Origin of the sequence: Brachybacterium sp. AOP24-D1-21 (genome assembly GCF_052378665.1) — a bacterium.
In the GTDB taxonomy this organism is placed as follows: Bacteria; Actinomycetota; Actinomycetes; order Actinomycetales; family Dermabacteraceae; genus Brachybacterium.
The window spans coordinates 253,222-274,498 of sequence record NZ_JBQSXX010000001.1 but is presented as its reverse complement, the minus strand read 5'-3'; the positions used below and the strand labels follow the sequence as shown (position 1 = coordinate 274,498).

The 21,277-nt window shown below is 72.2% G+C and carries 19 protein-coding genes and 1 riboswitch; of the genes, 10 read left to right on the top strand and 9 right to left on the bottom strand.

Annotated features, from left to right (window positions below; translation table 11 throughout):
• The first annotated feature begins 4 nt into the window (after positions 1–4).
• Positions 5–1,273 carry a class I SAM-dependent methyltransferase gene (locus ACT3UF_RS01325; protein WP_345077117.1) on the top strand — a complete coding sequence of 423 codons (1,269 nt, stop codon included), beginning with the start codon at positions 5–7 and terminating at the stop codon, positions 1,271–1,273.
• 166 nt (positions 1,274–1,439) lie between these two features.
• Here the strand turns inward: ACT3UF_RS01325 and purQ are convergent, their stop codons facing one another.
• The 6 genes from purQ to ACT3UF_RS01295 form a co-directional block, all read right to left on the bottom strand.
• Complete coding sequence (gene purQ, locus ACT3UF_RS01320) at positions 1,440–2,165, bottom strand: phosphoribosylformylglycinamidine synthase subunit PurQ (RefSeq protein ID WP_442332281.1); 726 nt, start codon at positions 2,163–2,165, stop codon at positions 1,440–1,442.
• Entirely contained in the window at positions 2,165–2,434 is a 270-nt protein-coding gene (gene purS, locus ACT3UF_RS01315; RefSeq protein ID WP_345077123.1) for a phosphoribosylformylglycinamidine synthase subunit PurS, read from the bottom strand. Before purS ends, purQ begins: the two co-directional genes overlap by 1 nt.
• Positions 2,435–2,615: 181 nt before the next feature.
• On the bottom strand, positions 2,616–3,257 hold the full coding sequence (locus tag ACT3UF_RS01310; protein ID WP_345077126.1) for a response regulator transcription factor: 642 nt from the start codon (positions 3,255–3,257) through the stop codon (positions 2,616–2,618).
• A complete protein-coding gene (locus tag ACT3UF_RS01305) occupies positions 3,247–4,518 on the bottom strand; it encodes a sensor histidine kinase (protein WP_444592083.1) in 1,272 nt (423 codons plus the stop codon). Before ACT3UF_RS01305 ends, ACT3UF_RS01310 begins: the two co-directional genes overlap by 11 nt.
• Positions 4,505–5,383, bottom strand: coding sequence for an ABC transporter permease (locus tag ACT3UF_RS01300; RefSeq protein ID WP_441444929.1), 879 nt, complete (start codon positions 5,381–5,383; stop codon positions 4,505–4,507). Before ACT3UF_RS01300 ends, ACT3UF_RS01305 begins: the two co-directional genes overlap by 14 nt.
• A complete protein-coding gene (locus ACT3UF_RS01295) occupies positions 5,380–6,267 on the bottom strand; it encodes an ABC transporter ATP-binding protein (RefSeq protein WP_441444930.1) in 888 nt (295 codons plus the stop codon). Before ACT3UF_RS01295 ends, ACT3UF_RS01300 begins: the two co-directional genes overlap by 4 nt.
• A 165-nt stretch (positions 6,268–6,432) precedes the next feature.
• Between ACT3UF_RS01295 and ACT3UF_RS01290 the strand changes: the two genes are divergently transcribed.
• The 5 genes from ACT3UF_RS01290 (at position 6,433) to ACT3UF_RS01270 (ending at position 11,600) form a co-directional block, all read left to right on the top strand.
• Positions 6,433–7,158 (top strand): MBL fold metallo-hydrolase, encoded by a 726-nt coding sequence (locus ACT3UF_RS01290; protein WP_444592082.1) that lies wholly within the window; start codon positions 6,433–6,435, stop codon positions 7,156–7,158.
• Positions 7,159–7,165: 7 nt separating this feature from the next.
• Complete coding sequence (locus tag ACT3UF_RS01285; RefSeq protein WP_345077142.1) at positions 7,166–7,732, top strand: protein-L-isoaspartate O-methyltransferase family protein; 567 nt, start codon at positions 7,166–7,168, stop codon at positions 7,730–7,732.
• A riboswitch (TPP riboswitch) is annotated at positions 7,708–7,816 on the top strand. (Overlaps the previous gene by 25 nt.)
• 37 nt (positions 7,817–7,853) lie before the next feature.
• Positions 7,854–8,543, top strand: coding sequence for a YkoF family thiamine/hydroxymethylpyrimidine-binding protein (locus ACT3UF_RS01280; RefSeq protein ID WP_345077145.1), 690 nt, complete (start codon positions 7,854–7,856; stop codon positions 8,541–8,543).
• Positions 8,540–9,235: an ECF transporter S component gene (locus ACT3UF_RS01275; RefSeq protein ID WP_441444931.1), complete on the top strand. Its 696-nt coding sequence runs from the start codon at positions 8,540–8,542 to the stop codon at positions 9,233–9,235. The genes ACT3UF_RS01280 and ACT3UF_RS01275 overlap by 4 nt, the downstream gene beginning before the upstream one ends.
• Positions 9,225–11,600, top strand: coding sequence for an ATP-binding cassette domain-containing protein (locus ACT3UF_RS01270; RefSeq protein ID WP_441444932.1), 2,376 nt, complete (start codon positions 9,225–9,227; stop codon positions 11,598–11,600). The genes ACT3UF_RS01275 and ACT3UF_RS01270 overlap by 11 nt, the downstream gene beginning before the upstream one ends.
• 82 nt (positions 11,601–11,682) lie before the next feature.
• On the opposite strand, the gene ACT3UF_RS01265 is transcribed toward ACT3UF_RS01270, so the two are convergent.
• Positions 11,683–12,597, bottom strand: coding sequence for a phosphoribosylaminoimidazolesuccinocarboxamide synthase (locus ACT3UF_RS01265; RefSeq protein WP_444502115.1), 915 nt, complete (start codon positions 12,595–12,597; stop codon positions 11,683–11,685).
• On the bottom strand, positions 12,594–13,922 hold the full coding sequence (gene purD, locus ACT3UF_RS01260) for a phosphoribosylamine--glycine ligase (RefSeq protein WP_444598987.1): 1,329 nt from the start codon (positions 13,920–13,922) through the stop codon (positions 12,594–12,596). Before purD ends, ACT3UF_RS01265 begins: the two co-directional genes overlap by 4 nt.
• 165 nt (positions 13,923–14,087) lie before the next feature.
• Between purD and truA the strand changes: the two genes are divergently transcribed.
• From truA to ACT3UF_RS01240, 4 genes are all read left to right on the top strand, one after another.
• On the top strand, positions 14,088–15,059 hold the full coding sequence (gene truA, locus ACT3UF_RS01255; RefSeq protein ID WP_441444935.1) for a tRNA pseudouridine(38-40) synthase TruA: 972 nt from the start codon (positions 14,088–14,090) through the stop codon (positions 15,057–15,059).
• 372 nt (positions 15,060–15,431) lie between these two features.
• Positions 15,432–15,875, top strand: coding sequence for a 50S ribosomal protein L13 (gene rplM / locus ACT3UF_RS01250; RefSeq protein ID WP_441444936.1), 444 nt, complete (start codon positions 15,432–15,434; stop codon positions 15,873–15,875).
• A gap of 50 nt (positions 15,876–15,925) precedes the next feature.
• On the top strand, positions 15,926–16,435 hold the full coding sequence (gene rpsI / locus ACT3UF_RS01245) for a 30S ribosomal protein S9 (RefSeq protein WP_441444937.1): 510 nt from the start codon (positions 15,926–15,928) through the stop codon (positions 16,433–16,435).
• Between the two features lie 129 nt (positions 16,436–16,564).
• Positions 16,565–17,887 (top strand): CoA transferase, encoded by a 1,323-nt coding sequence (locus ACT3UF_RS01240; RefSeq protein ID WP_441444938.1) that lies wholly within the window; start codon positions 16,565–16,567, stop codon positions 17,885–17,887.
• Positions 17,888–17,897: 10 nt separating this feature from the next.
• On the opposite strand, the gene ACT3UF_RS01235 is transcribed toward ACT3UF_RS01240, so the two are convergent.
• A complete protein-coding gene (locus ACT3UF_RS01235; protein WP_444592079.1) occupies positions 17,898–21,212 on the bottom strand; it encodes an SNF2-related protein in 3,315 nt (1,104 codons plus the stop codon).
• Positions 21,213–21,277: the final 65 nt, after the last annotated feature.

Genomic DNA, 21,277 nt, shown 5'->3' with positions numbered 1-21,277 from the left:
CCCCGTGCCCCAGAACCCCGCAGCAGACCCCTCCGACGCAGATCCCTTCGCCTCAGATCCCTTCGAGGGGGATCTCTTCGCTGACGAAGCCGTCGACGCACCTCCGGTTGCGCCTGCGCCTCAGGGCCCGGACCAGACCGACCGCGTGATCATCGCCGCGGCCGAGGAGCTCGGTGCCGGCTGCCCGTGCGACCTGGTCGTGGTCGACGACGCGACCGGCGAGCTCACCGCGTTCGCCCTCGCCTCCGTCGCCGAGCACCCGGATGCCGTGGTGCTCAGCTGGACCTCCTCCCTCCCGCTCGCCGCGACGTTGCGAGAGCGCTTCGCCACGCAGATCGAGGCCGGTCGCCTGCGGGTCCCTGCAGGCCCCGAGACGATCCCGCTCGAGCAGGCGGCCGCGGAGGTCGAGGGGCACCTGCGGGTGCTCATGCGGCTGCCCAAGGCCGTCCACGCCCTCGAGGACCGCGCCCGGCGACTCGCCGCGGCGGTCCGGTCCGGCGGTCAGGACGGTCTGGAGATCATCGCGGGCGGCCGCGTGAAGCACATGACCCGGGCTCAGAACGACGCGCTCGCGACGGTCTTCTCCGAGGTTCGTGCGAGCCGCGGCATCGGCAAGTCACGCGCCCTCATCGCGACCGGTCTGCGGGAGTCCGCCGCGGCCCCGGCTGCGGCCGAGAGCTCCGCGCGGGTCACGGTGCGCGGACAGCAGCGCACGATCGCGCTGCGCGGCATCGGCACAGTCTTCGGCGGAGCTTCGGCCGACGCCGGCAGCCGTCTGCTGCTGGACACCCTCGACCGAGCCCTGGCCGCAGGGAAGCTCACCGCACCCGACGCCCCGCTCACCACCGCCGCGGACCTCGGCTGCGGCAACGGTCTCATGACCGCCTACCTCGCGGCGGCCCTGCCCGAGGCGAACGTGCTGGGCAGCGACGCGGACGCAGACGCCGTCAGCTCCGCCCGCGCGACCCTCGCCGCAAGCGGCCTCGAACGGGACGGCGTCGAGGTGAGCTGGGACGACGCGCTCTCACGAGTCGCCGATGCGAGCCTGGACCTGGTGCTGCTGAACCCGCCCTTCCACGACGGCACCTCTGTCGACGCGACCCTTGTGCAGGGGCTGCTCGACACCGCCGCGCGCGTGCTGCGCCCCGGCGGTCAGCTGTGGTTCGTGCACAACTCCTACCTGCGCTACCGCACCGAGGTGGAGCGCCGGGTCGGTGCCGTGCAGCAGCGCGCCCGCGACCGCCGCTTCACCGTGCTCAGCGCCACCCGCTGACCCGTCCGCTCCCGCCCTGAGACGCCACTCCAGCGGAGCGACGTGAAAAGCCCCGTCACCTGGGCGCAACTAAAAATCCCCGTCAGCGGGGCAAAGTAGGGCGATAGCCTGCGCTATTTCCCCCACTTTGCCCCGCTCACGGGGCTGGGACCGCTGGCGGGGCTGGTCAGCTCACCATGCTGCGCAGCACCGAGGTGAACATCGCCAGGCCGTCGGTGCCGGAGCGGGTGCCCTCGCCGGGCTGGTCCGGGCCGAAGCCGGTCTCGACCGCGTGCTCAGGGTGCGGCATCAGGCCCACGACGTTGCCTGCGGCGTTGGTGATTCCGGCGATGTCATGGCGGGAGCCGTTGGGGTTCGCCTCGAAACCGGCCGGGCCGTGGGTGGCGCCAGCGGCGTAGCGGAACACGATCCGGCCCTCGTCCTCGAGCTCGGCGAGGGTGCGCTCATCGGCGACGTACTGGCCATCCTGGTTCTTCAGCGGAATGCGGATGACCTGGCCCTTCTCGTAGCCGGAGGTCCAGGCCGTGCTCGTGTTCTCGACCGTCAGCGGTTGGTCGCGGCAGAGGAACGCACGGTGCGCATTCTTGATCATCGCGCCGGGCAGCAGATGCGTCTCGCAGAGGATCTGGAAGCCGTTGCAGATGCCGAGCACCGGCATCCCGCCCTTGGCGGCGTCGGCGACCTTCTCCATCACCGGGGCGAAGCGGCTGATCGCGCCGGCGCGCAGGTAGTCGCCGTACGAGAAGCCGCCGGGGAGCACGATCGCTTCGACGTCCTGGAGAGAGTCCTCGCCGTGCCAGAGAGCGACCGGCTCGGCCCCTCCGATCCGCACGGCGCGCAGCGCATCCCGGTCATCCAGCGTGCCCGGGAAGGTCACCACACCGATGCGCATCAGGCCTGCGCCCCGTCGGCCTCGTCCTCGACGTCGATCGAGACGACGTCCTCGATGACGGGGTTGGACAGCAGGGTGGTGGCGGCCTCGCGGAGGGAGGCGAGCACCTGGTCGGTGATCTCACCTTCGACCTCGAGCTCGAAGCGCTTGCCCTGGCGCACCGAGGCGATGCCCTCGAAACCGAGTCGCGGCAGTGCGGCGGCGACGGCCTTGCCCTGCGGGTCGAGGATCTCCGGCTTCGGCATGACGTGGACCACGACACGTGGCATGGGGACTCTCCTGGGGGACGACGGCCGCGATGGGGCGGGCCGGGCGGGTGGATCTGCAGTGCGGGTGAGCGGTCGGCACGGGGTCGGCCGACGGGTCGGGCCCGACGAGGACATCGTACCGAGCCGGAGCCGATCGGCGGGGGCCTGCCCACCGTGGGAACGACCTCCCGGTCGCCTCGGTTCAGAGCAGGCCACGTTCGAGGGCCAGGGTCACGGCCCGCGTCCGGTCGTCCACCCCGAGCTTCGTGAAGATCCGCAGCAGATGGGACTTCACCGTCGACGCCGCGATCGAGAGCCGCTGTCCGATCTCCGCGTTCGACCTGCCGGTCGCGACCAGGCGCAGCACGTCGAGCTCACGGGCGGTGAGGGCCTCGGGCCGCGGTGCGCGCAGCGAGGAGGCGATCGCGGCGGTGGCGACGGGGGCGAGGGTGGTGCGGCCGGTCGCGGCGCTCGCCGCCGCCTCGAGCAGCTGCGGCGCAGGGGTGTCCTTGAGCAGGTAGCCGGTCGCTCCCGCCTCGATCGCTCGCAGGATCAGTGCGTCGGTGTCGTAGGTGGTCAGGACCAGCACGGGGACCGGAGACGCGGAGCTGCTGAGCAGGCGCGTGGCCTCGACCCCGTCGGTGCCGGGCATCCGCAGGTCCATGAGCACCACGTCGGGGCCCCGGCCGTCGCGCTGGAGGCGCTCGACGGCGTCGACCGCCTCCTGGCCGGTGCCGGCCTCGGCCACCACCTCGTGCCCGGCGGACTCGAGCACGGCCCGCACCCCGGAGCGGAAGATCGGGTGGTCATCGGCCAGGACCACGCGCAGGGATTCACTCGGCATCGGGCTCGGCATCGGGCACCTCCGGGGTGGTCGCGGTGACGGGCAGGACGGCCCGCAGCGTGGTGCCCGCGCCGCGGGAGGAGACCAGGTGCAGCACCCCGCCCTCGGCTTCGAGCCGGGAGCGCGTCCCCACCAGGCCGTAGCCCGCGGTGGGCAGGTCCACATCGAAGCCGGCGCCGTCGTCGGAGACCTCGAGCAGCGCGTCCCCCTCCTCGCGGGTCAGGCGGATCCGCACGGAGCCCGCGCCGGCATGCCGCTCGATGTTGCGCAGCGCCTCCTGGAGGGAGCGCAGCAGCACCACCTCGGTGCGGGTCGCGACCGAGGACCAGCCGGAGGAGTCCACCGTGGTGCGTACGCCGGTGCGCTGCTCGAGGTCCGCGGCCAGACGGTCCAGGGCCGCACCGAGGTCGAGGGGCGCCTGGGTGCGGGCGATCAGCGCGCGGGACTCGGCGAGGCCCTCCCGGGAGATCTCCTCGATCTGGGCCAGCAGCGGCACGGGAGTGCTGTCGGTCCCGCCCACCCCGTCAGGACCGTCGGAGCCGCTGGTGTGCCGGGCGGCCTGGGAGAGCATCGTGATCGAGGTGAAGGACTGGGCGAGGGTGTCGTGGATCTCGGCGGCGAGCCGGCCCGCCTCCTCGTCGACCCCGCGCTGATGCTCGAGGACGAGCAGCGCGGAGCGGGTCCGCTCCAGGCTCCGCACGGAGTCGGCGAGCTTCTCGGCCAGCTCCCGGCGTTCGTGGGAGAGGGTCTCGATCTGCCAGATCCAGGTCGCCATCAGCACGGAGAACAGGGCGCTGCCCAGCCCGGTCGCGAGCGCCACCGCCACCCCGGCCGAGCCGCTCTCGAGCCCCCGCGGCAACCGCACCAGGACGACCCCGCCCGCGAGCAGCAGCGTCGCGGCCAGCCCCGCGCGGTAGGTGGAATGCAGCACCCACATCAGCATGAACGCGGCGAAGAGGTGCAGGCCCACGTTCGAGACCCCCAACAGGGCCACGGCGATCCCGCCGAGCACGATCGTGCCCACCACGCCGGCACCGGGCAGGCTGCGCAGCACTACCGCCCAGTGCGTGGCGGCGTAGGCGGCGAGCCAGAACGAGACCAGCAGGGCCGTGAGCGGCCCGGGGGAGATCACCAGTCCCAGCAGCGCGGTCCCGGCGACGATCAGGTGGAGGGGCCAGTTGGTGGCCCAGCTCCGCGGCACGCCGTCCAGGGTGCAGAGGTTCCCGCCGGCGATCAGCGTGCGACGCTCAGCCTGCGTCACGAGGACTCCACCGGAACGTGGTCCTCGCCAGCACCAGCATGACGATCAGCCATGAGCTCAACACTAGTGCCGCGAGCACCGGGATCGACAGGTCGTCCAGGCCGAAGGGGGCGATCTCGATCTGCTCCCCGAACTCCTCCGGGAGCAGCGAGAGGCGCAGACCGCGCGCGATCCATGCCTGGGGGAAGACGTAACCCAGGTTCTGCAGCCAGGTGGGCAGCTCCGACATCGGGATGTAGCTGCCGGAGAAGAAGCTGAGCACCACCGTGATGGGGGCGGAGGCGGCGATCGCGGCCCGGCCCGAGGGCAGCGCCGAGGCGAAGGCGACCCCGGCGGCGGTGGTCGCGGCCGTGCCCAGCAGCAGCACCCAGGCGAAGGTGAACATCTGGTGGGGCATCGGCACGTCGAAGGCGAATCGCGCGACGACCAGCAGCAGGGCTGTTTGCAGGGTGGTGTTGAGGGCCACGAGAACCACCTTGGAGATCAGGTAGGCGCTGCGAGGCATGGGGCTCACCACGAGGCGCCGCAGGGTGCGGTCATCGCGCTCGGTCGCGATGATCTCCGCGGTGGACTGGAAGCCCGAGGTCATCACCGCCGCGGCGATCATCCCGGCGAGGTAGTAGGTGGAGGCCGCGACCTCGGTGCCGTCCTGCAGCGTCCAGGCCTGGTCGAAGATCGTCGCGAAGATCGCGAACAGCACGATCGGGAAGGCGAAGCCGAAGATCACCTGGAGCGGCTCGCGGTAGAACTGCAGCAGCTCGACGCGGGTGCGCACGCCGACGGCGCGCAGCAGGGAGGGGGCGCGGCGGGAGGCGGCCGACGTCGGGGCGGCAGGATGCAGGGTGGGAGCGGTGGTGGCGCTCATCGGGGTCCCTCCGAGACGAGGCCGAGGTAGATCTCCTCGAGGGACGGGCGGCGCACCTCGAGATCGGGCAGGGAGGGATGGGCGGCCAGCAGCTCGCGCAGCAGCGGATCGGGGTCCTCGACCACGCGCGCCTGCGGCCCGTCGGGGCCGGTCCAGGTGACCGTGGAGCTGGTGCCGTGGGCCCGACGGATCTCGGCGACGGTGCCCTCGGCAACGATCCGCCCGGCACGCAGCACGGCGGCGCGGTCGGCCAGGAACTCGACCTCATCGAGGTAGTGGCTGGTCAGGACGATGGTGGTGCCGAGCCTGCGCAGCTCCCGGATCAGCTCCCAGAACTCGCGCCGCGCGGCCGGGTCGAAGCCGGTGGTGGGCTCGTCGAGGAACAGCAGCTCCGGCCGGGAGACGATCCCGGTGGCCACGTCGAGGCGTCGGCGCTGCCCGCCGGAGAGGCTCGCGATGCGAGCGCCGGCCTTCTCCGCGAGGCCGGTCGCCTCGAGCAGCTCGGGGACGTCCCACGGGTCCTCGCAGTAGGCCGCGTACTGGGAGACCATCTCCCGCACCGTGAGCGAGGCGCGCTCGCTGCCGCTCTGGGCGACGATCCCCACCCGGTTGCGGTCCCGGCTGCCGAGCGCCGTCGGGTCCAGGCCCAGCAGGTCGATCGTGCCGGACTCGCGGTGTCGCAGCCCCGTGCACATCTCGAGGGTGGTGGTCTTACCGGCGCCGTTGGGGCCGAGCAGCCCGAAGATCGTGCCCCGGGTGACACGGAATGACACATCGTCGACGACGCGGCGGCCGCTGTAGGACTTCACGAGGTGGGAGACGGCGAGGGCGGGCGGAGGGTCTGCGGCGGGTGCCGGGGTCGGGGCGGTCCGTGTGCTGGTCATGGCTCGAGTCTGGGAGCGCGGCGATGCAGTCGGTACCACCGAGTAGCCACGATCGCCTCCACCGATCGGTGGAGGCGAGCACGCGCCGGGGGGCCGCCCCCTGTGCAGACGGTGCCGGCGGCGATAGGTTCGAGGGACCGTCGCACCCATTCCCAGGAGGAACCGATGAAGATCCGCCACCTCGTCCACTCGTGCTTGCTGGTGGAGACCGGCGGGCGTCGACTGCTGATCGATCCCGGCGGCTTCAGCGGCGAGGCCGTGCGCGGCCTCGGCGCCGCGGTGCTGACAGGGATCGACGCCGTGCTCCTGACCCATCAGCACCCCGATCACGTGGACCGCACCCTGCTGGACGAGGTGCTTCGCCTGGCGACCACCGCCGAGGTGATCGCGGAGCCCGAGACCGCGCAGCAGCTGCGGGAGGCGGTCGACGGCGCCGCTGCGGTGCGCCCCGAGCAGCTGCGTCCGCTCGCCGCCGGGGACGCGCACGTGCTTGCCGCGGTCCAGGGCCACGGCTCGTTGCGGATCGAGGCTGTCGGCGGCCGGCACGCGATCATCCACCCGGACATTCCGCGGGTCGGCAATTCGGGTCTCGTGATCTCCGCGGGGGACGGCCCCCGGCTCGGCGTGACCGGAGATTCCCTCGAGCCGCTGCCGGAGTTCCACGGCATCGACGTGCTCGCCTTCGCCGTCGTCGCCCCCTGGTCGAAAGTGTCCGAGACCGTCGACTTCCTCCGCGCCGTCGGCCCGACGCTGGCCCTGCCCGTGCATGAGGCGATTGCGAGCGACGTGGGCCGACCGATCTATCTGCGCCAGGCCACTGCCCTCGCTCCCGAGGGCACGGAGGTGCGTGACTGGCCGGTCGACGGGGTCATCGAGCTCCCCGGGAGCTGAACGCGCCATGAGCGCCGAAAGGAACAGGAACCGGTCCGAGGACCGGCGGGACCCCGCGGACCGAGCAGGGACCGGCGACGGTGCCTCCCGCGCGATGCATGCGGTGCCCCGGGAGCACTTCCTGCCCCCGGAGCTGCGGGACCGTGCCGGCGTGGATTCCCCGCTGCCGATCGGAGTGGGCCAGACCAACTCCCAACCCAGCACGGTGCTGGACATGCTCCGCCTGCTCGATGTGCGTGAGGGGCAGCACGTGCTCGACGTCGGTGCCGGTTCCGGCTGGACCACGGCGCTGCTCGCCCACCTCGTCGGACCCTCCGGGAGCGTGGTGGGTGTGGAGCGGCAGGTGAGCCTGCTGGCACCTGCCCGTGCCGCGCTCGCCGGGACCGTCGGCCGCGAGGACGGCCGCGCGGAGATCCGCGAAGCCCTCCCCGGGGTGCTGGGGGCGCCGGCGGACGGACCTTTCGACCGGATCCTGGTCTCCGCCGCCGCCCGGTCCAGCCACTGGTTCGTGGACCGCCGCGCTCCAGGGACGCCGGATCGGGGTACGGTGCTTCCGTGCACGGGAGTCCGGTAGGCCGGGCTGAGAGGGAGTTCTCGAACTCCGACCGTAGAACCTGATCCGGATCATGCCGGCGCAGGAAGCTCCGCCAGGCGATCGTCGCTGCGCGCCCGTGCCCTCGTGAAAGGCACGGATCGTGAGCATCACTCCCGTCGGCACCCCCGCCACCCTCCCGGGCACCGCCCCGGATCCCACCGAGACCCCGCTCGGCTTCGGCGTCGGCGCCAGGGTCACCGCAGCCGTCATGACCGATGACTACGCCCGAGTGCTCGTCGGCATCCTGTCCCGGCTCGACCTCACCGGCCTGGTGCGCGAGACGGGGGACGTCTCCACCTATCTCGGCGGCCACGAAGCCCACCTGCAGCGGTATCTCATCGACCTCGCAGACGACCTCGCCCGCACCGAGCACCACGCCACCCTCTCCGTGACCCTCTCGCGCGGCTGCCCGGGAGAGGTGACCTGCGAGCTTCCCGGTGGCGCCGGCCCGCGCGACGTCGGGATCACCGAGCCCCGTCGCACCGGCCGTTTCGCTTCCGCGGAGTGGGCGCTGTACCCGCTGGCGGACCAGGTCGCCGCCGACGGCACCGCGCCGGACCACATGCGCGACATCTACGCCGCGATCGACCGCGCCCGGGAGCTGGGCACCTTCCGCGGCTCCGAGCATTTCGTCACCCGCCTCGAGGGCGACATCGGCGAGGTGATCGCGACTGCCGTCGCCGGCTGGTTGCAGGTGGGTCGCAGCGTGCAGCACGTCACCAGCCATCTCACCCTCTCCCTGAACAGCCCCTCCCACGAGGTGCGCGAGCTCGGCGAGGAGACGCGATGACCCGCGCACAGACTCCGGCAGAGACCCCCTCCCGGGCTCCCGGCCAGACTCCCTCGCAGGCCTCTGATCTGGCCGCTCGTGCCGCCCGGCGTCCGAGGCTCTCCCTGCGCGAGATCGTGCTGGTGGTGGTGCTCGGTGTCGTGTTCGGCTTCCTGTACTGGGTGTTCGTCCAGGCCTGGAACGGGCTCGCGATCGCGATGGGCCCCGCCGGGGACCTCGCCCAGCACGTCCTGTTCGGCTCCTGGCTATTGGTGGGACCGGTGGCGCTGGCGATCCTGCGCCGCCCTGGCGTGGGCATCCTCGCCGAGATGCTCGCCGCGATCATCGAGGTCGTCTTCCTCGGCAGCCCCGTCGGCCCGATGCTGGTGCTCGCCGCCGCGCTGCAGGGCATCGGCAGCGAGCTGCCCTTCGCCCTGACCCGCTACCGCCGGTTCGGTTGGGGAGTGTTCGCCGCCTCGGGCGCCTTCGGTGCGGGCCTGGTGTTCTTCTGGACCGCCTACCGGATGGGCTGGTACGGCCAGGACCTGCTCGCGCTGCGGCTCGGGATGCAGGTGCTCTCCGGGATCGTGCTCGGCGGTCTGCTCGCCAGGGTGATCGTCCGCGCCCTGGAGCGCACCGGCGTGCTCGCGAACTTCGCGATCGGTGCCGCCGCGCAGGGCGACGACGGCATCCCGGCACGTCGTGTCCGCTGAGGCCGCAGCGGCCGCCGAGGTCACCGCGCCGGGCGAGAGGGAGGCGGCGGCCCCCGGGCAGTCGGGGACGGTGGTCGAGGCACGGGAGCTCGAGGTGGTCCTGCCCTCGGGGGACGGCGTCGGCCCCTGGACCGGGAGCATCCGGGCCGGGGAGCAGGTGCTCCTGCTGGGCCCCAGCGGCTGTGGCAAATCGACGCTGCTGCGCGCGCTCGCCGGCGCGCTCCCCTCCCACCAGCGCGGCCGGGTCACCGGCACCCTGCGGGTGGGCGGCATCGACCCGATCGCCGAGGGGGTCCTGGCCACCGCGGGGACCGTCGGATTCCTCGGTCAGGATCCGACCGACGGGGTGTGCCTCCCGCGGGTCGCCGATGACGTCGCCCTCCCGCTCGAGAGCCGCAGCGTGCCGCCCGCGCAGATCGGGAAGCGCGTGCGCGAAGCTCTCGCAGACGCGGGCATCGAGACGCTCGCCGACCGCCCGGCCGCGACGCTCTCGGGCGGACAGCTGCAGCGTGCGGGCCTCGCCGCGGCGCTCGTCGCCCGGCCGCGCCTGCTGCTGCTGGACGAGCCCACCGCGATGCTCGATGCCGAGGGCGTGCGCGCTGTGCGCGACGGCGTCGAGCGGGCTGCGCGCGAGGGCGGAGTGGCAACGATCCTCGTGGAGCACCGCCTCGACGACTGGGCGGGGGAGTCGGGCCTGGCCGGACTTCCGGCACGGACCATCGCGCTCGACGCCTCCGGGCAGGTGCTCGCCGACGGGCCGACGACTGTGGTGCTCACCCGTCACGGCGCCGCGCTGCGCGAGGCGGGGTGCTGGCTGCCCGGGGAGGTCGAGGAGACGCTGAGCTCCGAGAGGGGGTCCGGGGAGGTGGCTCCGTCCCCAGGCCCGGAGGCCACGCCGGATCCGCTGCTCACCGTGCGGGGCGCCGAGCTCGGCCACGGCGACCGCACCGTGCTGCGCGAGGTCGAGCTCACCGTGAATGCGGGGCGTCTGCTCGCCGTCGTGGGCCGTAACGGCGCCGGGAAGTCCACGCTGCTCGGCGCGCTCTCCCGCCTGGACCTCCCGCAGGCGGGCACCGTCGACGGTGCGGCGGCTGGGCTCGTGTTCCAGCGACCCGAGGCGCAGTTCGTGGCCGACACCGTGCAGGCGGAGCTCGCCGCGTCCGGGGCCGGGCACGAGCAGGTCGAGGAGATGCTCGCCCGGCTGCGCCTGCAGGCGCAGCGGGACGCCAGTCCCTTCAGCCTCTCCGGCGGTCAGCAGCGCCGGCTCTCGATCGGCGCGATGCTGCTGACCCAGCGCCCCGTGCTGCTCGTGGACGAACCCGGCTACGGCCTCGATCGTGTCGCTCAGCAGACCGTCCTCTCGCTGCTGCGGGAGGCGGCCGGGACCGGTCGCGGCGTGGTGATGACCACCCATGACCTGCGCACCGTCCGCGCGGCCGATGCGGTCGCGGTGATCGCCGACGGCCGGCTGCTCGGACCGATGTCACCGCAGACGCTGCTGCGGGACCGCGGCCTGCTGCAGCGCGCGGGGCTCGTGGCGGCACCGCTGGTCCCGGGGGCGGCGCCGGCGGTGAAGCCGCCCGTGGCGAGGGCCCGTGCGGCCGACGAGCCCGCCCGCCCACGGGACGCATCCGGATGGCTCTCGCGCCGTAACCCGACCGTGCTGCTCGGCCTGCTGACCGCGCTCAGCATCGTCTGCATCCTGCTGACCGACCCGCTGCCGCTGGTGCTGCTGTACCTGCTGCTCTCGGCGGGGACGATGATCGGCTGCCGGCTCGGACCGCTCAGGCTGCTGCGGGCCCAGCTGCCGTTCATGGTGTTCGCCAGTGGCGTGCTGATGGTCAACGTGCTCGGCCGGCCCGGGCATGAACCGTGGCCGGAGCTGCCGATCCGAGTCACGGAGGAAGGGATCGTGCTGGGCACCGCCCTGGCCCTCCGGGCACTGGTGATCGGCCTCGGCGCCCTCACCGTCACCCGCGCCGCCGATCCGCGGCGCACGATGGTGAGCCTCCAGCAGCACGCTCACCTGCCACCCCGGTACACCTACGCGCTGCTGGCGGGACGGAGACTGCTCGAGGATCTGCCGCGCCGCTGGGAGACCCTCACCCGTGCGCACCGGGTCCGTCTGCCGCTCACCGCCGAGGGTGCGGTGGCGCGATTGCGCGCCCGTCACCTGCTGCGCTGCGCCTTCGCGCTGCTGGTCGATGCGGTGCGCAGCGCCGAGAGGCTCGCCTTCGCGCTCGAGTCGCGCGGGCTCGGCGACGGCCCCCGCACCCTGTGGCGCCCGGTGCCGCTCACCGTCGCCGATGCGCTGCTGGCGCTCGGCGTCGCCCTGGTGGTCGCCGCGGTGCTCGTCCTGTCCTGAACGGTTCCCCCTGAAGTGCTTCGAGGCGGCAGCTGCCACCTCGAAGCACTTCAGCTGAGGTCGGGGACTCTGCGGCGTCCGCTCAGAAGCCCCTTCCGGTCAGGCGCTCGTACGCCTCGACATACCGCGCGCGGGTCTGCTCGACCACCTCGGCGGGCAGAGCGGGCGGGGGGAGGTCCGAACCCTTGGACCAGCCGGAAGCGGGAGAGGTCAGCCAATCCCGCACGAACTGCTTGTCCAGGCTGGGAGGGGTGCGGCCCGGGGTGTACGTGTCCGCGGACCAGAACCGGCTGGAGTCGGGGGTGAGCACCTCGTCGCCGAGCATCAGCGTGCCATCGACCCGGGAATGCCCGAACTCGAGCTTGGTGTCGGCCAGGATGATGCCCTGCTCAGCGGCGATCCGGCGGGCCCGCTCGAAGACCGCGAGCGTGAGCGACTCGAGCTCGGCGGCGAGCTCCTCACCCAGCAGCTCGCGCGCCTGGGCCACGGTGATGTTCTCGTCGTGCTCCCCGGCATCGGCCTTGGTCGAGGGGGTGAAGATCGCCGGCTCCAGGCGAGAGGCCTCGACCAGGCCGGCCGGCAGCACGTGCCCGCCCACCGATCCGCCGGCCCGGTAGTCGGCCAGGCCGGAGCCGGTGAGATGCCCTCGCGCGATGCACTCCAGCTCCACCATGTCCAGGCCCCGGCAGCGCACCGCGCGGCCAGCGACGGCCTCGGGCACATCGGTTCCGGAGAGCACATGGTGGGGGACGATGTCCGCCAGCTGCTCGAACCAGAACAGGCTGATGCCGGTCAGCAGTCGGCCCTTGTCAGGGATGCCCGGCTGCAGCGAATGGTCGTAGGCGCTGATGCGGTCCGTCGCGACCACCAGCACCTGGTCGGCGGTAGACGGGTCCTGGCCCTCCGGCACGTACAGCTCACGGACCTTGCCGGAGACCACGTGGTCCCAGCCCGGCAGCTGCGGGGCCTCGATCAGCGGGGTGGCGTCGACGCTCATGCGCGATCCTCCGTCACGGTGTCGGTGTCGGTGTCGGTGTCGGTGTCGGTGTGCGCTCCGGCGTCTGCCGCAGCCCGGAGGGCGATGTCGGTGCGGTGGTGGCTGCCCTCCAGGCCGATCGCCTCGGCGCCGGTCAGCGCGAGCGCGCGGGCCGCCTCGAGGTCCTCACCGGTGGCGACCACCGAGAGCACTCGACCGCCGGCGCTGACCAGGTTGCCGTCCACCATGCCGGTGCCGGCATGGATGACATGGGTGCCGAGCGCCTCCGCAGCGTCGATTCCGGAGATCGGGTCTCCCGTGCGCACCGTCGCCGGGTAGCCGGCGCTGGCGAGCACCACGGTCACGGCGCTGTCCTCGCTCCAGGTCAGCTCCGTGTCCTCGGCCAGTTCGCCGCGAGCGGCCGCGAGCAGCAGCGGGGCCAGCGGCGAGGTGAGCCGCTCGAGCACCACCTGGGTCTCCGGATCGCCGAAGCGGGCGTTGAACTCGATCACCCGCAGTCCGCGGGAGGTCAGCGCCAGCCCGCAGTACAGGACCCCGTTGAAGGGGATGCCGCGGTCGGCGAGCTCAGCGATCGTGGGCCGGGCGACGGCGCGCAGCACCTCGTCGACCAGGCCCTCCGGCGCCCACGGCAAGGGGGAGTAGGCGCCCATTCCACCCGTGTTCGGACCCTCGTCGTCATCCAGTGCGCGCTTGAAGTCCTGGGCCGGCGCCAGCGGCACCACGCGGGTGCCGTCGCTCACGCAGAACAGGGACACCTCGGGGCCGTCGAGGAACTCCTCGAGCACCACTGAACCGCCGGCTGCCAGCACCGCCTCGGCGTGCGCCACTGCGGCCTGCCGGTCCTTGGTGACCACGACGCCCTTGCCGGCCGCGAGACCGTCGGCCTTGACCACGAAGGGCACATCTTGCAGCGGGTTGACCCGGTCCAGCCCGGCCTCCAGCTGGGACAGGGCGCTGACCGTGACCGAGGCGGAAGTCGGCACGCCAGCGGCGGCCATGATCTCTTTCGCCCAGGACTTGGAGCCCTCGAGGTGGGCGGCGGCAGCGGACGGTCCGAAGACAGTGAACCCCGCCTCCCGCAGGTGATCCGCGGCGCCGGCGACCAGCGGTGCCTCAGGGCCGATCACCACCAGGTCGGGCTGCAGTTCTTCGGCGAGGCTGACCTGGGCATCGAGGTCGGTCACCGGGACGTCGTGACAGGTGGCGAGCTGCGCGATGCCGGGGTTGCCGGGCGCGGCGTGCAGCTCGGGGGTGGGGGTATCTGAGGCGAGCCGGCGGAGGATCGCGTGTTCGCGGCCGCCGCTGCCGATGATGAGGATCTTCACGCGGGCAGGGTACCCAGACTCGGACGACCGTCGGAGAAGTGCCCGCAGAGCGGCCCTCCCGGGTCGGCGTGGAGCGCGACTCCGGGCGCCGCCCCGGTGCTGTGCAGGCGCTGCGCGGGCAGTACTACTGCGCCGCACCGGTGCTGCGCGATTACGATCGATCCCATGCCCGCCGAGCTCCAGCACCCCGATCCCGCCGTGACCGACGCCGGCGCGCTGCCCCGCGCCCGCGCCGTCACCCGGTTGCGCCTGGACCTCTCCTATGACGGCACCGACTTCCATGGCTGGGCCGCCCAGCCCGGCCAGCGCACCGTTCAGGGGGAGCTCGAACAGGCGCTCGGCCGGATCGCCAGAGTCCCGGCACGGGTGACCGTCGCCGGGCGCACCGACGCCGGGGTCCACGCCCGGGGGCAGGTCTGTCATCTCGAACTGCCCGATGACGTGCTGGCCACCCTGCCCGGGCGCTCGCCCCGCAGCCCCGCTGAAGCGCTGGTCACCCGGCTTGCAGGCGTGCTGCCCGACGACGTGGTGGTCCATGTCGCACGGGTGGTGCCGGGCGACTTCGATGCCCGCTTCGGCGCGCTGTGGCGACGCTACCGATACCGGATCTCCGATGGGCCCGCCGCCCATGACCCGCTGCGTCGGGACGTGCTGCGTCACCGTCGGCCCCTGGACGTCGAGGCGATGGCGCGGGCGAGCGCCCCGCTGCTCGGCGAGCATGACTTCCTCTCCTTCTGCCGCCCCCGCGAAGGGGCGACGACCATCCGCGAACTGCGCGAGATGACCTGGGAGCGACCGGAGGAGGGGCGTGCAGATGCGGGGCTGATCGTCGCGACCGTGGTCGCCGACGCCTTCTGCCATCACATGGTGCGCTCCCTGGTCGGGGCCCTGATCGGGGTAGGGGAGGGCCGACGGGACCTCGACTGGCCGGCGCAGGTGCTCACCGCCCGCACGCGCCAGGCCGCCACCCGCGACGGCGTCGGCGCGGCCCCGCTGTGCCCCCCGCAGGGACTCACCCTGGACCACGTCGCCTACCCTCCCGATGAGGAGCTCGCCGCCTGGGCTGCGCGCACCCGGACGCTGCGCCAGCCGCCGCCCCAGGAGCCACTCCCCGAGGCGGGCCCAGAGGCAGGCTGAGAGCTGGGTCCAGAGCCTGGTGGGGAGCCGGAGCGGGCCTGGGCGGAGAGCCGGGCAGGACCGGGACCGGAGTCGGGCGCAGATCACACCTCTGACAGGGGTCTTCTGCGTTGACGCTCGGGTGCGGCAGTGCGTATTGTTGAGCGCTGTTGTGCCTTGATGTGTGCCCCGACTCCGCAGCCGTTCTCTGATGCCCGGCGCGAAAGGGAATCTCACCCACATCCAGGACCGCCGTCGCGTCGTGAGCGGAGCGGGCCGGGTACAGCCATAGGGGCCATGCTTTTACCCGAAGGAAGCGTGCCCACGGTCCATCGAACCGTGCCTGGTCGGCGTCTTGCCGCCCGGGCACCACGACGAGAGAAGAAGGCACGAGTGCGTACGTTCACCCCGAAGCCCGGCGATGTCGAGCGTTCCTGGCACGTCATCGACGCAACGGATGTCGTCCTCGGCCGGCTCGCTTCCCAGGTTGCACAGCTCCTGAGGGGAAAGCACAAGCCGGTCTTCGCACCCCATGTGGATGCAGGCGACTTCGTGATCATCATCAACGCTGACAAGGTCGCGCTGACCGGAAACAAGCGGGAGGCCAAGCTGGCCTACCGCCACTCCGGCTACCCCGGCGGCCTCCGCGGCACCCCCTACTCCGAGCTGCTCGAGAAGAATCCCGAGCGCGCAGTGGAGAAGGCTGTTCGCGGCATGCTCCCCAAGAACAAGCTTGCTGATCAGCAGATCAAGAAGCTCAAGGTCTACAAGGGCTCCGAGCACCCGCACGCCGCTCAGATGCCCGTCCCCTTCACCATCGATCAGGTGGCGCAGTAAGCGGGTGTCCCGCCACTCCGCCCTGCCGCACGGACGAACCAAGGAGAACCGTGACTGAGACCACCCCCGATACCACCGACAACCTCGAGGCCGTGACCGACGAGTCCGCACCCTCGAGCTTCACCACCGAGTCGACCGGCGAGTCCGCCGTCGGCGCCGGACAGTCCGCGATCGCACCGGGCTACGGCACCGGTCGTCGCAAGCGCGCGATCGCTCGCGTGCGCCTGACCCCCGGCTCCGGCCAGTGGATCATCAATGACCGCGCCATCGAGGATTACTTCCCGAACAAGCTGCACCAGCAGGAAGTCAACGACCCGTTCACGGTCCTCGACCTCCAGGGCCGCTTCGACGTGTGGGTCCGCCTCCACGGCGGCGGCCCGTCCGGACAGGCCGGCGCCGTGCGCCTCGGTGTGTCCCGCGCGCTGAACGAGATCGACGAAGACGCGAACCGCGCGATCCTCAAGAAGGCAGGCTTCCTGCGCCGCGATGCACGCGTCATCGAGCGTAAGAAGGCCGGTCTGAAGAAGGCCCGTAAGGCTCCGCAGTACTCCAAGCGCTGATCGGGCGCGGGGCAATGCTCCGCACCCTTCACGCCGCACGCACGATGCCCTCGACCTCCGGGTCGGGGGCATCGTCGCGTTGCGGGGGTGCTCGCGCGAGTGGGCGGCCCGCCCCGCTAGGCTCCGGACATGGTCGCCGCTGGAGACGCCGCCGAAGACTGGGCATTCACCCCGCGCCGCTGGTGGACCGGCCCGTTCGATGTCGAACAGCTGGCCTGGTCCTCTGTGGGGCGAGCGCGGGATGCCGCCGCCGAGCTCGCGACAGCGCGCGGCCTCCACCTCACCATCGCCACCGCCCCGGGGCTCGTCGCGGCGTCCTTCTCGGCGATCGAGCATCTGCGGATCGACGGGCGGGTCCCGCAGCCGTGGGGTGAATTCTCCGGCTTCCTCGAGGCTCGGGACGGCTGGGTGCGGCTGCACGGGAACTACCCCCACCATGCCGAGGTGCTCCGCCGCGTGCTCGGGGTGCAGGACCGGGCTGGGCTCGAGCGTGCGATCGCACGGCGCGACGCCGCAGAGATCGAGGAGGAGGTCACCGCGGCCGGCGGCATCGCGGCGCGGGTCCGCACCAGGCAGGAGTGGGCCGCGCATCCCCAGGCCCGGGCGCGGCAAGACGCTCTCAGCGCGCCGCAGGAAGCCGAATGGGTGAGCGTCACCGACCGCGGGGAGCGCCCGGCACTTCCCCCGGCGACGAACACGTCCGGGACTACCGCGCTCGCCCTGCTGGCAGGGGTGCGGGTGCTGGACCTGACCCGGGTGATCGCAGGTCCCAGCGGCACCCAGCTGCTCGCCTGCCTCGGCGCGGACGTGCTGCGCATCGACCCGCCGCATCTCCCGGAGCTCCTGGACCAGCACCTCTCCACCGGGATGGGCAAGCGCAGCGCCCAGCTGGACCTGCGCCGCGCCCCGGAGCAGCTCCGGTCACTCGCCGCCGAGGCTGATGTGATCGTGTGGGGCTATCGACCGGGGGCCCTTGCCACACTGGGTCTCGGCATCGAGGAGCTCGAGCAGCTGGCGCCGCGGGCAGTGATCGTCTCCCTCTCCGCCTGGGGTGAGACGGGGCCATGGGCACACCGCGCCGGCTTCGACTCGATCGTCCAGGCTGCCACCGGCATCGCCGTCGAATGCGGTGCAGAAGGGCGGCCGGGAGCGCTGCCCGTCCAGGCCCTCGACCATTCCACCGGGCAGATGCTGGCCGCGCAGGTGATGGAGGCGTTGGCCCGCGCGCGGGCGAGCACACTGCGGCTCAGCCTGCTCGGCGCGGCCCACACTCTGCTGGCGATGCCTTCACCGCCGTCGGAGGCCCCGGCGATGCTGGAGGTGCCCCGGGTGCGAGTGGAGTCGGCCGGGTCCCTGCTCGACGCCGTCCCGCCCCCGTTGCGGGTGGCCGAGGCGAGCATCGAGCAGCCCATCGGCGCATACGGCACCGCCGCGACGCCCTGGAAACGCTGAGCGAGCCGACTCAGCTCAGCAGCTCACGCAGGTCCTCCGCAGTGACCGCGGAGCGGAACGCCTCGCCACCATCGGTGAGGGCATCGAACAGCTCGGCCTTGCGCCGCTGCAGCGCGAGCACCTTCTCCTCGATCGTGTCCTCCGCGATCATCCGGTACACCATCACCTGGCGCTCCTGACCGATGCGGTGCGCACGGTCCACAGCCTGGTTCTCCGCGGCAGGGTTCCACCACGGGTCCAGCAGGAAGACGTAGTCCGCCTCGGTGAGGGTGAGGCCGAAGCCGCCCGCCTTCAGCGAGATCAGGAACACCGGGGCATCGCCCTCCCGGAAGCCGGTCACCGCCGCATCCCGGTCGCGGGTGGAACCGTCCAGATGCGAATAGCCCACCCCACGCCGCTCGAGCTCGGCCGCAACCCGGTCCAGGTAGGAGGTGAACTGGCTGAACAGCAGCACCCGGTGCCCGTCGCCGATCACCTCCTCGAGACGATCGAACAGCGCCTCGAGCTTCGAGCTGGGTACGTCCGCGTACTCCTCGGCGTCGACGAGAGCCGGATCCAGCGCGAGCATCCGCAGCAGCGTCAGGGAACGGAACACGATGAAACGGCTGCGATCAAGATCCGTGTCGATCAGGCCCAGCACCTTCTTCCGCTCTCGCTGCAGCACCGAGTCGTACACCGCACGATGCTCCGGCGAGAGGGTCACCATGAGCACCTCCTCGTGCTTCTCGGGCAGCTCCGCTGCGACCAGCTCCTTGGTGCGGCGCAGCAGGAACGGCCGCACCCGGCGGCGCAGCAGCTCCATCCGGCCGGGGTGGTCACCGGACTCGACCGGCAGCGTGTACTGCTTGCGGAACCCGATCGCGGTGCCCAGCAGACCCGGGGCGACCAGATCGAGGATCGCCCACAGATCATCCAGCGAGTTCTCCATCGGGGTACCGGTGATCGCGAGCCGGAAGCGGGCCTGCACACCCTTCGCGGCGCGGTGGGTGCGCGAGCGGCGATTCTTCACGAACTGCGCCTCATCGAGCACGAAGCCCTGGAAGCGAGAGCTCGCGAACTCCTCCTCATCGATGCGCAGCACCGAATAGCTGGTCACCAGCAGATCAGCCCCGATCGCTGGGGCGGGAAGGTCCGTGCCGCGGGAGGCGGCGGTGCGGTCCAGCACCCGCACCGTCAGGCCGGGGGTGAAACGCTCGGCCTCACGTCGCCACACCGGCAGCACCGAGGCAGGGGCGACCACCAGGAACGGCGGAGCCTGCGGATCCTGCTCTCTGGCACGGGCGATCAGGGCCAGGGTCTGGACCGTCTTGCCCAGGCCCATGTCGTCGGCCAGCACCCCGCCGAGCCCGTGCGTGAAGAGGAAGTCCAGCCAGGTGAAGCCCTCGTGCTGGTAGGGGCGAAGCTCGGCCTGCAGGCCGCGGGGGAGCGGGGGCGGCGGTGTGTCCTCGAGCGAGCGCAGGGACAGCGCGGTGCGGCTCCATTCGCTGCTCGCGACCGTCTCGTCAGCGACCTCCTGGAGGTCGTTCCACATGTCCACCTGGAAGCGGGAGATCCGTTGCCGTTCCGGCTCCCACTCCGCGAGCGCCTCACCCTCGCGGATCAGCTCCCGCAGCGCGTCGAAGGCCGGATGGTCCAGCGAGAAGTAGGTGCGATCGGGCATCAGCAGCTTCGCGCTGCCCCGGGCGAGCGCCACGAACAGGCTCGGGAACGGGATCTGGCGGCCCTCGATGGTGATCTCGAAACCGAGGTCGAACCAGTCGTTCTTCCCGGGCGAGGCCTGCTGGGTGACGCGCACATTCGGGGCGCTGTCCAGCTCGCGATAGGCGTGGCGGGTGCCGGTGATCTCGACCTCGACATGGTCCATCGCGGCAAGGTCGTCCAGCACGTGCTCGGTGAAATCGGCGGTGTCGGTGCCGCTGAGCAGCTCGGGGGAGTCCGTCGCCTCCAGCGGCCACAGGGTCATCGCCGCGGCGATCACCTCCTCCTCGTGGGCCAGGTCGCGGTGGGCGCCCTGGCGCTGATCCATCGGCAGGCGCCGGTCCGGGTCGTGATAGCGCCAGGACCAGCGCAGGGACAGACGGTCCCCCGAGGCGTAGGCGGCGGTGAGGTGCAGGGTGGGCCGGCGCGCCGCCGGCAGCTCCACGCTGCCGTCCAGGCTCGTCATGGTGGTCAGGGTCCGCAGCTGCGGGTAGGCGACCTCGAGGAAGGCCTGGCGATCCTCCGCCGGGATCACCAGCGGCTCCCGGCGATGCAGCAGTGAGCGCAGGGCGCGCGGCACCGAGGAGCCGAGCGGGGCGAGGCGAGCGGCCAGCAGCCCGTCCTCCGTGGTCTCCACATCCAGCACCCCGGACGCCCCGAGGAGCCGACCTCGGAGCGCCTTCTCGCCAGCCACGGCGATGCGGGGCCGCACGTACAGCTCCCCGGCGGTGTCGTCGGACTGCAGGTCCAGTCCCACCTCTCCACCGGCCACCAGGTCGATGGCGGCCAGCCCGCTGCCGGGCAGGAACTCCACCCCGGCGCCCCGGGCATGCTCGAGCGACTGCCACAACAGAGGGGAGGTGATCGAGTTCAGCCAGAGGTGATCGATCGCCCCGCTGGAGTAGGAGCGCTCCACCGAGGCGGCGGCGAAGATGCGGGTCAGCGCCTCGCCATGGGTCGGGTCGTACTCCCGACCGGCGAGGCGGAACTCGAAGGTGCGCCACGACAGGTCCCCCTTGATCCAGGCGCCCTTGCGGCCACGGGTCAGGGGCCGCATCCCCAGCCACAGCTCGGCGCCCGCCTCGACATGGGCGGGAGTCGCGACCTCGCGATGATGGCGGGAGGTGCTGGCCCCGGAGGTGCCGGCCTCGAGGTCGAAGCGCAGGGCCAGCGGGCGGGCCATCGCGGCATTGCCGCCGTCGGTGGTCGGCGTCGAGTTCAGCAGGGGCCGCAGCACGCTGCGCCATTCGGCGGGCGGGCTCTCGGTCATGGCCTGCGAACCCAGGTCGTTGAGCCGGTAGAGGGTCGCCGCGACGTGCACGCACGCCTCGCCGACGGAGCAGTCGCAGGCGGAGCCGCGCGGCCGCCACAGACCGCCGGGCCCCGGAGTGTGGAAGCGGCGGGAGACGGAGTCGTCGTCGTACTCCGTCAGCTGCACCTCGGGATGGCGGAGCGTGCCGTCCTCCTCGGCGACCTCGGCCGAGACGGTCGAGCTCGCCGGCTCCCAGCTGAGATCCGTGACACGACCGGCGCGGGCTGCGCCGAGTCCCCTGCTCGCGGTGCGATCGCCCACGTGATGGCTGATCGCGGAGGGCAGCAGGCGGGGGAGCAGCACGGGATCGGACATCCCTCCAAAGTAACCGGCGCAACCCCTCGATGACGAGGAACCTGAGGAGTAGGGCCCCCGCCAGC

Bases quoted from the DNA above. Each gene is read 5' to 3' on its own strand.
- purQ (WP_442332281.1), bottom strand. From the start codon at position 2,165: ATGCGCATCGGTGTGGTGACCTTCCCGGGCACGCTGGATGACCGGGAT.
- purS (WP_345077123.1), bottom strand. From the start codon at position 2,434: ATGCCACGTGTCGTGGTCCACGTCATGCCGAAGCCGGAGATCCTCGAC.
- ACT3UF_RS01310 (WP_345077126.1), bottom strand. From the start codon at position 3,257: ATGCCGAGTGAATCCCTGCGCGTGGTCCTGGCCGATGACCACCCGATC.
- ACT3UF_RS01300 (WP_441444929.1), bottom strand. From the start codon at position 5,383: ATGAGCGCCACCACCGCTCCCACCCTGCATCCTGCCGCCCCGACGTCG.
- ACT3UF_RS01295 (WP_441444930.1), bottom strand. From the start codon at position 6,267: ATGACCAGCACACGGACCGCCCCGACCCCGGCACCCGCCGCAGACCCT.
- ACT3UF_RS01290 (WP_444592082.1), top strand. From the start codon at position 6,433: ATGAAGATCCGCCACCTCGTCCACTCGTGCTTGCTGGTGGAGACCGGC.
- ACT3UF_RS01285 (WP_345077142.1), top strand. From the start codon at position 7,166: ATGAGCGCCGAAAGGAACAGGAACCGGTCCGAGGACCGGCGGGACCCC.
- ACT3UF_RS01275 (WP_441444931.1), top strand. From the start codon at position 8,540: ATGACCCGCGCACAGACTCCGGCAGAGACCCCCTCCCGGGCTCCCGGC.
- ACT3UF_RS01265 (WP_444502115.1), bottom strand. From the start codon at position 12,597: ATGAGCGTCGACGCCACCCCGCTGATCGAGGCCCCGCAGCTGCCGGGC.
- truA (WP_441444935.1), top strand. From the start codon at position 14,088: ATGCCCGCCGAGCTCCAGCACCCCGATCCCGCCGTGACCGACGCCGGC.
- ACT3UF_RS01240 (WP_441444938.1), top strand. From the start codon at position 16,565: ATGGTCGCCGCTGGAGACGCCGCCGAAGACTGGGCATTCACCCCGCGC.
- ACT3UF_RS01235 (WP_444592079.1), bottom strand. From the start codon at position 21,212: ATGTCCGATCCCGTGCTGCTCCCCCGCCTGCTGCCCTCCGCGATCAGC.